This is a genomic window from Anaerosinus sp. (assembly GCF_965318445.1).
In genome coordinates this window covers 21,279-34,294 of record NZ_CBDNNH010000001.1, presented here as the reverse complement: position 1 = coordinate 34,294, position 13,016 = coordinate 21,279, and the positions used below count along the sequence as shown (strand labels likewise).

General features: G+C 36.4%; 7 protein-coding genes. All 7 read right to left on the bottom strand.

Features of this window, described 5'->3' with window-relative positions:
* Positions 1–34: 34 nt before the first annotated feature.
* Positions 35–571 carry a rubrerythrin gene (gene rbr / locus ACWZFG_RS00140; protein WP_455576869.1) on the bottom strand — a complete coding sequence of 179 codons (537 nt, stop codon included), beginning with the start codon at positions 569–571 and terminating at the stop codon, positions 35–37.
* 213 nt (positions 572–784) lie between these two features.
* Entirely contained in the window at positions 785–1,282 is a 498-nt protein-coding gene (gene ilvN, locus ACWZFG_RS00135) for an acetolactate synthase small subunit (protein ID WP_147667376.1), read from the bottom strand.
* Positions 1,279–2,976: a biosynthetic-type acetolactate synthase large subunit gene (ilvB, locus tag ACWZFG_RS00130; protein WP_455576868.1), complete on the bottom strand. Its 1,698-nt coding sequence runs from the start codon at positions 2,974–2,976 to the stop codon at positions 1,279–1,281. Before ilvB ends, ilvN begins: the two co-directional genes overlap by 4 nt.
* A 318-nt stretch (positions 2,977–3,294) precedes the next feature.
* The gene (gene malQ / locus ACWZFG_RS00125) at positions 3,295–6,735 is read right to left on the bottom strand and encodes a 4-alpha-glucanotransferase (protein ID WP_455576867.1); all 3,441 of its coding nucleotides are present in this window, start codon (positions 6,733–6,735) and stop codon (positions 3,295–3,297) included.
* Between the two features lie 226 nt (positions 6,736–6,961).
* Positions 6,962–8,401 (bottom strand): glycogen synthase GlgA, encoded by a 1,440-nt coding sequence (gene glgA / locus ACWZFG_RS00120; RefSeq protein ID WP_418627114.1) that lies wholly within the window; start codon positions 8,399–8,401, stop codon positions 6,962–6,964.
* 6 nt (positions 8,402–8,407) lie between these two features.
* Positions 8,408–10,318, bottom strand: coding sequence for a 1,4-alpha-glucan branching protein GlgB (glgB, locus tag ACWZFG_RS00115; protein ID WP_177503463.1), 1,911 nt, complete (start codon positions 10,316–10,318; stop codon positions 8,408–8,410).
* Positions 10,319–10,515: 197 nt separating this feature from the next.
* Positions 10,516–12,939, bottom strand: a complete 2,424-nt coding sequence (locus tag ACWZFG_RS00110) for a glycogen/starch/alpha-glucan phosphorylase (RefSeq protein ID WP_418627115.1) — start codon at positions 12,937–12,939, stop codon at positions 10,516–10,518.
* Positions 12,940–13,016: the final 77 nt, after the last annotated feature.

Here is a 13,016-nt window from a genome sequence, read left to right as displayed (position 1 = left end):
ACAATAGCGTAACTATACCCATATTAATTTTAAATTAATAGTTTTTAGCAAGCAATTGGAAATATGCTTGTGGGTGATCACATACTGGGCACATGTCAGGAGCTTCTTTTCCTACATGAATATGTCCACAGTTTGCACATTGCCATACTACTTCGCCTTCTTTTGTGAATACTGTTTCACCTTCAACATTCGCAAGTAATGCACGATATCTTTCTTCATGTTCTTTTTCAATTTTTGCTACTGCCTCAAAAAGGTAAGCAATTTTTGTAAATCCTTCTTCTTTTGCAACTTTAGCAAACTCAGGATACATATCTGTCCATTCCTCTTTTTCGCCTTCTGCAGCAATCTTTAAATTTTCCATTGTGGATCCAATGCCGCCTGTAGCTAATTTAAACCAAATTTTTGCATGTTCTTTTTCATTTCCTGCAGTTTCTTCAAAAAGATTTGCAATCTGAACAAAGCCTTCTTTTTTAGCTTTCGATGCAAAGTAAGTATATTTGTTTCTTGCTTGTGATTCTCCGGCAAATGCTGCCCATAAGTTTGCTTCAGTTTTTGATCCTTTTAATTCCATAATTATACCCTCTCCTCATATATAAATTATTTTCAAATAAGCTAATTAATAATTATTATCCGTTGATATTTATTATAGTGATTTTTCCTTCATTCGTCAAGGAATATTTTAGGGTTTTGGTTCTTTGGGGAATTATGTATAAGAGTCCTCAATCATCACTTATAAACAGATTTCTACAGAATGTTTCCAAACCCTTCTTATATAAAGACAATTTTAAATTTCTTTTGCCGACAAAGGACCACGAGATAAGGCAATTTTCCCTGTACGAGCAATTTCAATGATTTCATAATCACTAAGCACTTCACAAAGTGCATCAATTTTGCTTTGTTCTCCCGTAAGTTCAATTACCATTGTTTCACGATTTACATCAACAATTTTTGCTCGAAAAATATCAACAATATTAATAATATCAGCACGAGTTACCGGATTTGCTTTAACCTTAATCATTACTAATTCACGGTGAATAGAATCGACCGTAGTCAAATTAACAATTTTGATTACATCAATTAATTTATTTAGCTGATTAACAACTTGTTCTAATTCTATTTCATTGTCAGCTTCCACAACTAAGTTAATTCTCGTTATACCTTCCTCCTCCGTATAGCCGGCAGCAATACTTTCTATATTAAACGCCCTACGGCTAATTAATCCTGATACATGCGTCAATACTCCCGGACGGTCTTCAACTAAAACTGCTAATGTATATTTCATTTTATCTGCGCCCCCAATACCATTTGATCCAATCTGCCCCCAGCTGGAACCATCGGTAATACATCTTCCGCCTCTGGCAGCAAAACATCAATTAAAGCCGGTCCTTCTACATCAAAAGCCCTTTGCAAAGTTGTCTTCAGCTCTTTTGCTTCTGTTACCCTATAACCAGCCACACCCATTGCTTCTGCCAGCTTTACAAAATCAGTTTTTCCATTAAGCTTTGACTGTGAATAGCGTTCGCCATAAAACATTCTTTGCCATTGCGTTACCATTCCAAGCACGTGATTATCCATAACGACAACTTTTACATCAATTCCATAATCGGCAGCCGTCGCAAACTCTTGGCAGTTCATCATAATGCTTCCATCACCAGTAATTAATACTACCTTTTTTTTCGGCTTGCCTATCTTTGCTCCAATTGCAGCCGGAAGTCCATACCCCATCGTTCCAAGACCTCCAGAAGTTAGAAATGTTCTCGGTTTTAAAAACTCGTAAAATTGTGCCGCCCACATCTGATGTTGACCAACATCAGTAACAATAATCGTATCTTCATTAGCAATCTGGCTAACGGTCTCAATCACTTGCTGGGGCATAATACATTTTGCCGTACGATCGTAATCAAGCGGTTGCTCTTTCTTCCAGGTTAAAACTTTATCTCGCCAAAGCGAAAATTGCGCTTGCCAATCATTTTCAAGCACCATCACCTTTTCTTTAAATAAAAGCATTGACCAGCGCAAATCACCAACTACGCGATAATCTACTAATACGTTTTTATTAATTTCAGCGGCATCGATATCAAAATGTATAATCTTTGCTTCAGGCGCAAATTCTTTTACAACGCCAGTAACACGATCATCAAATCTAACACCAATTCCGATTAATACATCCGATTCCATCGTTGCCATATTTGCAGCATATGTACCGTGCATGCCAAGCATACCTAAGTTTCCATCATAGCTATCCGGTACACAGCCAAGACCCATTAGGCTAGACACAACTGGAATTTGTGTTTTTTCTATAAATTCATTTAATAATGGAGATGTATCGGATAAAGTCACTCCACCGCCTAAAAACACCACAGGTCTCTCCGCTGTTTTCAAAGCTTCTACTACTTCATCAATTTCATTTTCAGTTCCAATAAAATTTCCTGTATAACCTTTTAATTGAACAGAAACTGGATAGATATAATCTAATTCCTTTGCAAAAACATCTTTTGCAATATCAATGACTACTGGGCCCGGCCTTCCAGTCCGCGCAATATAAAAAGCTTCCTTTAACACTCGCGGTAAATCTTCCACCTTTTTTATCAGATAATTATGTTTTGTAATCGGCGTAGTAATTCCGCAAATATCTGCTTCTTGGAAAGAATCTTTTCCGATTAAAGAAACATTTACCTGCCCGGTAATACACACTAAAGGAATGGAATCCATATAAGCAGTAGCAATCCCCGTGATTAAATTTGTTCCCCCTGGGCCAGACGTAGCAAAACATACTCCAACTTTTCCTGTAGCTCTCGCATATCCATCGGCAGCATGAACTGCCCCCTGCTCATGCTTTGTCAATACATGAGGAAACTGCATCTTATACAACGCATCATATAGCGTCAGTACAGCTCCTCCGGGATATCCAAATACTACTTCTATATTCTCATTCTTTAAGCTTGTGATTACAGCTTCAGCACCATTCATTCGCATATGACAAACCCCTTTACACTATAAGGATATTTCATTTTATTATAATACGAAGTGTACACTTTTTTCAATAACTGTACACTGTATTCAAACAAAATTATTTTATTTTAATAGCATCTTCTCTACTATATGCTTGCATTAAAACACAAATAACCTTAGTAAAAACATTTCGCTTTACTAAGGTTATTTGTTTATCCAATGAATAATTCGTTCATCTAAGAAAATAAGCCCTTCATAAAAAACAAAAATTTTAGCACATAGCTTTCAAGCCCTTATCTTTAATCATTGAAAGCTAACGTCCTACCAGCGTCAAAGCTTACTTTATCTATGATATTTTTCTACTAATTCTGCTACTGTAGCTGCTAACGCATCGTTAAAATCCTTTTTCTTTGCTCGCCATTGCCAGTTTTGACCGCAAGTTCCTGGCATATTCATTCGCGCATCACTGTCAAGACTTAATAAATCTTGCATTGGAATCATCGCTACGCAGGCATTTGTCCCATATGCATATCGTATCAAGGCCCAACATAATTCAATTGGATCATTTGTATCCGTATTAAGATATTCCCCAATTGCAATTTGTACTTTCTTTGCTAAATCTTCTTTGTACCAGCCTACCGTTGTATTATTATCATGTGTTCCCGTATAAACTATACAGTTTTGCTCACAAATAAACCCTATTTTCCCCTCTTCATCTGGCAGTAGCTCAAAATGTAAAACCTTCATTCCTGGCAAAGCAAATTCATCTTTTAAATCAATGACGTCATCCGTGATGATTCCTAAATCCTCAGCGATAATCGGCAATTTCCCAAAATATTTTTCCAAAGTAATAAAAAACTTTCTTCCGGGCCCTTTTACCCATTTCCCATCAATCGCAGTCTTAGCATTACCATCTACCTGCCAATACGCTTCAAATCCGCGAAAATGATCAACACGAATAATGTCTACTAATTCTAAAATTATTTTAAATCGATTGCGCCACCATGTATAATCATCCTTCGCCATTTCCTCCCAGTGATAATGTGGATTACCCCAAAGCTGACCCGTTTCACTAAAATAATCCGGAGGAACACCAGCAACTTTCTCTGGCTTGCCCTCTTCATCTAATGCAAATAAATGTTGATTTGCCCATACGTCCGCACTATCATGCGCAATAAAAATCGGCATATCACCAATAATTTGTACACCATGTTGTTTCGCATAAAACTTTATTGATGCCCATTGCTTAAAAAATACAAATTGCAAAAATTTATGATAGCTTATTTCCCGCCCTAATAATTTTTTATATTTCTCTAATTCCTTAGGCAATCTTTTTCTTACAGGCAGAGGCCAGGCATTCCATTCTTCTCCCGAAAAATGTTCCTTTAAGGCACTAAATAAAGCATAATCCTCTAACCAACACACATGTTTTTTGCAAAAATTTTCAAATTCAATGTCACTTTTCACTCTATTAAAAGCAATTTTTAAGCGACTTTCTTTAAATTCCCAAACTGCTTCAAAATCGACTTTATCTTTGTTTAAATAGGTTGGCGGCTTTACTTCATTTACCATTAAAAGCCCCTCCCCAACTAATTTTCCCAGCGAGATAAGCATCGGATTTCCGGCAAAGGCCGATGAAGATTGATATGGCGAAGCACCATACCCAACTGGATTGAGCGGCAGTATCTGCCACAAATGTTGTTTAGCCTTTACAAGAAAATTGATGAATTCATAGGCTCCCTTTCCTAAATCGCCAATTCCATATTTAGATGGTAAAGATGTCGGATGCATCAAAACACCACAGCCCCGACCTAATTTAGTTTCAGCTATTTGCTTATAGATAGCGCCAGAAAGTGGGGCAAGTTCTACTTCAATCTTTCCATCCCGAACACGAACTATATCTTTGTTTTCTAAAACATCCGCTAACTTTCCTTGGCAAAGACCTCTTACATTCACCTTTATGATTTGCTTTTCTTTACTTCTGTTAAACAAAATAACAAACGTAGCATCCTCGCATGGAGCCCCGAAAACATCTTTCCCTCCAAGCACGCGGCGTACGTAGCCATAAACATGTTCCTGACTGATTACCGGAATCCATTCCCCTGTCTTTAACACTTGATTTTTATTTCTTACAGAAATAATTTTTTTATACCAACTCTGAATATCCTTATCCTCTCTTCCCCAAGGATAAGGTGCTCGATTATGGGGATCTTTAAAGCCTTGCATCCCTACTTCATCTCCATAATAGATCGTTGGAACGCCTGGGAATGTCATCTGCCACAACGATATCATTTTTAACCGCTTTACAGCTAATTGATATTGCGACTTATCTAAACGATATCTGGCCTGTTTAACAGCAGGCATTCCATCATAATACGGCGCTTCCCCTAAAAGCGTCAGTACACGCTGTACATCATGACTGCCGATCAAATTCATCATGGCATAAAAATTGTGTTTTGGATAATTTTCATATAAACTCATGAGCAATCGATTGGTTTGATCAGCATCTGCATATCCTAGGAAAAAATCCAATAAAATTTTACGAAATGGATAATTCATCGCCGAATCAATTTCTTGCCCGCAAAGATATTCGCGACTTACATTATAGCTTACTTTATTCGAAGCATCTTCCCATACCTCACCAATCAAAACCGCCTCTGCATCGGTTTTCTTTAACTCACGATAAAACGTTTGAACAAAATCTGGCGGCAGTTCATCTACGACATCAAGCCGCCACCCACTTATCCCTTTATTCAGCCAAAAATGCAAGACACTCTCTTTATTACTAATAATAAAATCCATATATGATGGAGTTGTTTCCTTTACATTTGGTAATGTTTCAAAGCCCCACCAGCTTTCATATTCATTCGGATGCTTATGAAAATTGTACCACCCATAATAAGGGGAATCCGAAGATTGATATGCACCTAAACTATCATATTCTCCATAGCGATTGAAATATTTACTATTGCTTCCTGTATGACTAAACACACCATCTAAGATAATACGAAACCCTTCACTTCGCGCATAACTACAAAAATCCCCAAATTCTTCATTCGTCCCAAGCATTGGATCTATTTGATGATAATCCCCCGTATCATAGCGATGGTTACTCTCAGCCTTAAAAATTGGGTTTAAATAAATTACATTAATACCTAACTCTTTTAGATATGGTAACTTTGCTTTAATTCCTGCAATATTTCCACCAAAAAAATCATAAGCAAGAATTTCTTTCGTATCTGGATCTTTAAAATAACACGGTGCATTCTCCCAACTTGCATGAACAACCGCGTTCTTCTTATACGTATGTACGAATCCATCTTTATGTCCATTATAAAATCTATCTGGAAAAATTTGATACATCACAGAAGATTTAAACCAATCTGGAGTTTTTGCGTCCTCATTATATACCGTAATTTGAAAAGACGGTGGCTGCTGCTCATAAACAGCACCTTCACCACCTAAATTTTGTGCATTATTTCCATAGAAAATTGTTTTCTCTGTGTTTACAATGACGAAATAATACCAAAGTAAGCATCCTTTTGATGGCATAGCAATCGTACATTGGAATTTTAAATCATCGCCGAGAATATCGGCCTTCCGCATCTTAACTAAAGTTTCTCCGGTATTATCTTGCCATAAACGCAAAATGACATTGGTCGGTTTGTAAATTTCAGGGATATGAATGCTTATCTTTAATTCACTATTGGCCTTAACCGCACCAAAAATATTACGAAAACCAGACATCTGAGAATTATGAATAATCTTAGCATGTTCCTGCATACAATCACCTTCACGATTTAAATTAAACTTTTAAAAGAAAAGCTTAGCATATTACTCTAAGCATAACATGCTAAGCTTCTAAAAGCATTATAAACAAGGCTATCTCAGTGGGATAATTTCATCTCTGGACAGCTCGTAATTCACTGAATTATACTATCCTTACTTCCTTCTTAATCGGCTACATTAAGCATTGGTTTAATTACTAAAACAATAAAAATTTGTATGATTATTTTTTTAAACGATCATAAAGATCTTTATATTGTTTTGCTGATTGTCTCCAGCTGAAATCAGTTTCCATTGCATTTTTTACAATACCTTCCCAAATATTCGCTGCTTCATAAGATCCTAATGCACGTTTAATCGTAAATAACAACTCATGCGCATTATAATTCGTAAAACTAAATCCGTTTCCTGTCCCTGTATATTTATTATATGGTTCTACTGTATCTTTCAGTCCACCAGTTTCACGCACAACAGGGATAGTGCCATAATGCAATGCAATCAACTGCCCAATTCCACAAGGTTCATATTGCGATGGCATAATAAAGATATCTGCACCTGCATAAATCTTGTGTGCAAGTTCATCACTAAAAGTAATATTGGCAGACACTTTTTTAGGGTACTTCCAAGCCATTGCCTTAAAGAAGTCTTCATACTGTTTTTCCCCTGTACCTAAAACTACAAGTTGAATATCTTCCTGCATCAACACCTCTTCCATAATATGATTTACTAAATCAATGCCCTTAGGCCCTACCAATCGACTGATAATTGCGAGCATCGGTACATCGCGACGTACTGGGAGTCCTAATTCTTCTTGCAATTTTAATTTGTTTTCAATTTTTCCTGTCACTGCATTATCTATATTATACGGAATAAAAATCTTGTCATCTGTAGCTGGATTGTATATGTCGTAGTCAATACCATTTACAATTCCCGATAAACATTCAGCTCGACTGCGTAATAGTCCATCTAAATTTTCTCCATAGTATTCATATTGAATTTCTTGGGCATATGTATTACTTACAGTAGTAACATAATCAGCATATACGATACCACCTTTCATAAAATTGACTGCTTCATAAAATTCTATACTGCCATTATTATATACATCCCAATTTAGGTTCAACACCTCACTAATAATATCTTTTCCAAATACACCTTGGTAGCGTAAATTATGAATCGTATAAACGGTGCGAATATCTTTATACATATCATTTTGTGCATGCTGTGTTTTGAGTACGACATTGAGCATACCAGTATGCCAATCATTACAATGAATGATATCTGGAACAAAATCAAGCTGCGGTAACATATCTAAAATTCCTCTGCAAAAAAACGCAAACCTTTCCGCATCATCCTCATAACCGTATAATCCATCGCGTTTAAAATACTTCTCGTTATCAATAAAGTATGTAGGAACGCCCTCATATTCTAAATATTCAACTCCGCAATACTGTTCTCGCCAACCGATAAATACTGTACCTGTCTTTAAGAGCCTCATTTTATCCTTATATTTTTGCGGAATGGATTGATATTTTGGAATTACAACTCTTACATCAACACCTTGTGCCCGTAATTCTTTTGGTAAAGACCCCGCAACATCAGCTAACCCACCTGTTTTTACAAAAGGAACTGCCTCTGAAGCCACAAAAAGAACTTTCACCATATCCTATCACCCTACCTCTTTATTATTTTGTTTCACCTGTAGATATATCGTTGCCAAAGGTGGAATCGTCAACAATATGGAATGATCCTTTCCATGCCAAGCAATTGACTGGCTTGCAAAATCCCCCTCATTGATTACATTGGATCCACCATAGGCTTCACAATCGCTATTAAATACTTCGACATACACAGCCTCTTTAGGAACTCCTAATCGGTATCCTTCGTGTACTACCGGAGTAAAATTACAAACAACAATGGTAAAATCGTCGTTATCCTTTCCTTTACGTATAAAGGAAATAATACTTTGCGTATAATCATTACAATCAATCCATTCAAAGCCTTGCCAATCACAATCAATTTGCCAAAATTCAGGATTGTCTTGATAGAATCTGTTTAACTCTTTCATATAGCCATGTACTTTATTGTGCATTGGATAATCAAGTAAATGCCAATCTAAACTATCATCATATTTCCATTCAATAAATTGTCCAAAATCACAGCCCATAAATAAAAGTTTTTTCCCTGGATGCGCCATCCAGTATCCATAAAACGCACGTAAGTTCGCAAACTTTTGCCAATAGTCACCCGGCATTTTATCAAGCAATGATTTTTTTCCATGCACAACTTCATCATGCGATAATGGTAAAACAAAATTTTCTGAAAACGCATACATAAACGAAAAGGTTACTAAATTATGATGCCATTTTCTATGTATAGGATCCATCTCCATATACTTTAGCATATCATTCATCCAACCCATGTTCCATTTAAAATTAAATCCCATACCGCCCATATATACTGGTTTTGAAATCAATGGCCATGAGGTTGATTCCTCAGCAATCATCAATGCTTCTGGATGAAATTCGAAGATTGCTTGATTCAACTTGCGCAAAAATTCCATTGCTTCAATATTTCCCGCCCCGCCATATTTATTAGGCTGCCATTCACCATATTTTCGCCCATAATTTAAATAGAGCATATTGGCCACAGCGTCAATTCTAAGACCATCAATATGGTATAAATCAAACCAAAACATCGCATTAGAAATCAGAAAACTTTGAACTTCCGTACGCCCATAATCAAAATTCGTCGTTCCCCATTCATGATTTTCTGCTAATTGCTCATTTCCTGACTCATAGAGTGTTTCCCCATCAAAATGCCTAAGACCGTGCGCATCTCGACAAAAATGACCTGGCACCCAATCTAAAATAACACCGATATTATTTTGATGACATAAATCTACAAGATACATAAAATCACAAGGTTCACCGTAACGACTAGTAACAGCATAATATCCCGTTGCCTGATACCCCCATGATCCATCAAAAGGATACTCATTCAACGGCATAATTTCAATATGTGTATAATTCATTTCCTTTACATACTCTACTAAGCGTTTAGCAATTTCACGGTAATTAAGGAATTTTCCTTCTACATCACGCTTCCATGAACCAAGATGCACTTCATAAATAAGTATCGGTTTTTCATAAACAGAGCCTTTTTTCTTTTCCTCCATCCACTTCGCATCATTCCATTGATATTTAGTGATATCATAAACGACTGATGCTGTATTGGGACGCACTTCGCAAAAATATCCATAGGGGTCGGCTTTTAGTAAGATCTCCCCACTTGATGTCTGAATTGCATATTTATAAGTTCCATTCGCAGGAAAACCTTCAATAAAAATTGACCATACACTTCCATCCTCTTGTCTATGCATAGGATGTTGATTACACTGCCAATCATTAAAACTCCCAACAACACTTACGAATTGCGCGTGAGGCGCCCATACAGTGAACTTAACTCCTTTTTTACCTAGAATCTCCGTAAAATGTGCGCCAAAAATTTGATAACTATGATAATTCGTGCCTTGATGATATAAATATAAATCATATTCGCTAAATGTTGATATTTCCATAATAAACCTCCCTGCAAAATATATGCCCGTCGGCTCTCAATCATGTTGCTCAACAAATTTATGATTATGAACCATTTTTCACAATCTACAAATAAGGCTATTTTATTTTGAGCTATAAAATTCCTTTTATATAAAATATTAAACAATTTTAGTAGAATAAAGGCGCTGTAAAGCTCCTTTATTCTACTAAATTGCGATTATTTTATTTTAACTGGCTTAATGTCCCATATTTCCTCTGCATATTCTTTTATTGTTCGATCGCTAGAAAAAATTCCTGAATGGGCAATATTAACAATACTAGAAGTTAGCCAAGCTTCTCTATCACGATACTTTTCTCCACTATAGCGACGCGCTTTACTATACGCATCAAAATCCTTTAATACAAAAAATTCATCATTATTATATAGCAAGAAGTCATATAAAGCTCTAAAAGATTCACCGGAATTCGGGAAAAATCCATTAATTAATTGTTCTAAGACTGTCTTTACCTGAATATTACTATTGTAAATATCCCAAGCTGAATACTGTCCATTTTCATAATAAGCCAAGACTTCTTCTGCTTTTAAGCCAAAAATTATGCAGTGATCATCGCCAACTGCATTGCGAATTTCTACGTTCGCACCATCGAGTGTACCTAAAGTAATCGCACCATTCATCATAAATTTCATATTGCCTGTGCCTGATGCTTCCTTGCTTGCCGTTGAAATTTGCTCGCTTATATCGGCTGCTGGAAATAGCAATTCTCCAAGAGACACACTATAATTTTCAAGAAAAAGTACCTTTAACTTATCATTCACACGCTTATCATTATTAATCATATCACTAAGTTTGCTAATTAACTTTATCGTTAGTTTAGCAATATGATAGCTAGGAGCTGCTTTACCTGCGAAAATAACTGTGCGTGGAATCGTCAGCGTATTTGGATCTTCAAGCATTCTGCTATAAACCGCCATCACGTTCAATATATTCATAATTTGACGTTTATATGAGTGAATTCTCTTAATTTGCACATCAAAAATCGAACTTGTATCTACGGTGACTTTGTATCTGTTTTTTATATATTTTGCAAGAACTTCCTTACGACCTCGTTTAATTTTATCGATTTCTGCTTTAAACCCTTTATCGTCTTTAAACCTTAACAAATTAATGAGCCGTCCCGGATCTTTTTCCCATTCAGGACCTATGGACTGATTAATCAGCTCGGCAAGTTTTGGATTTGCTTTAATTAACCAACGTCTATGCGTAATTCCGTTCGTCTTATTATTGAATTTTCCAGGGTAATAATCATGGAAATCGCGCATTGTATGGCTTTTTAATATATCCGAATGAATTTGAGCTACCCCATTTACACTAAAGCTACCCACAACAGCAAGACGTGCCATATGTACTTGGCCATCCCACAAAATTGAAAGCTCGCGCATCTTATCATCACTATGATATCTTTCCCATGCTTCCTTCGTGAAGCGGCGGTTAATTTCCTCTACAATCAAATAAATGCGCGGCAATAAGCTTTTAAACATATCAATTGACCATTTTTCTAGGGCCTCCGGTAAAATCGTATGGTTTGTATACGCAACAGTTCTTCGCGTGATATACCACGCTTTTTCCCACGTCATCCCTTCTTCATCCATCAATATCCTCATAAGTTCAGGGATCGCCAAAGCTGGATGTGTATCATTAATATGAATAACGATTTTCTCGTGAAAATCATTTAAATCTGCCCCGCTTCGCTTATAATGGCGAACGATACTTTGTATCCCTGCTGAAACGAAGAAATATTCTTGTACAAGACGAAGCTCTTTGCCCTCATAGGAGCTATCATCCGGATAAAGAATTTTTGTAATTCTCTGCACCATATGCTTATATCGCAATTTTTCTTTATAAGCATCATAACTTATTTCTTCAAAATCACTATTTAGCACAACTTCGGCATTCCATAAACGAAGTGTATTTACCGTATTATTTTTATACCCGACAATTGGAACATCATACGGAACTGCACTGACTTTATAATAGTTCTCATGCACACATTCTAATTTCCCGTCTACATCCTTCATATAAGCATTGCCTTTGAACCGTACCTCAACAGCTTTATCCGCTTTTCTAAACTCCCAAACAAAGCCATTTTGAAGCCATCCATCTGGCAGTTCAACTTGGTTATTTTCCACAATTTTTTGTGTAAACAAGCCATTTTTATAGCGAATCCCACAACCATGCCCTGGGAGCCCCAATGATGCAATCGAATCAATAAAACATGCAGCAAGCCTACCAAGCCCACCATTTCCAAGCCCTGCATCGGGCTCTTCGTGTAAAATTCCCTCTAAGTCAAGGCCAAGCTCTTGCATAGCTTCAGCACAGACCTTCTTTATATCAGCATTAATGAGATTACAATCTAGTAATTTCCCAAGTAAAAATTCAATCGAAAAATAATATACTTGCTTTTCTTGACGGTCTAAGTATGCTTTGTTAGTCTTTATCCAGTTTTCACTAATAACTTCTCTTACTACACCAGCAAAAGTCTGATAGACTTCATTTTTTGTTAACTCTTCTACAGGCTTGCCCCACATCGCATGGGCTTTATGGATAAAACGAGTTTTAATTGTCTGTTTATTTCTAAACATAAAAAACCTCCTCTTCAATCATGGGCGTTTTTACCTTTTAAAGCAATCCTTAGCACAACTCTATTATACACAAAATC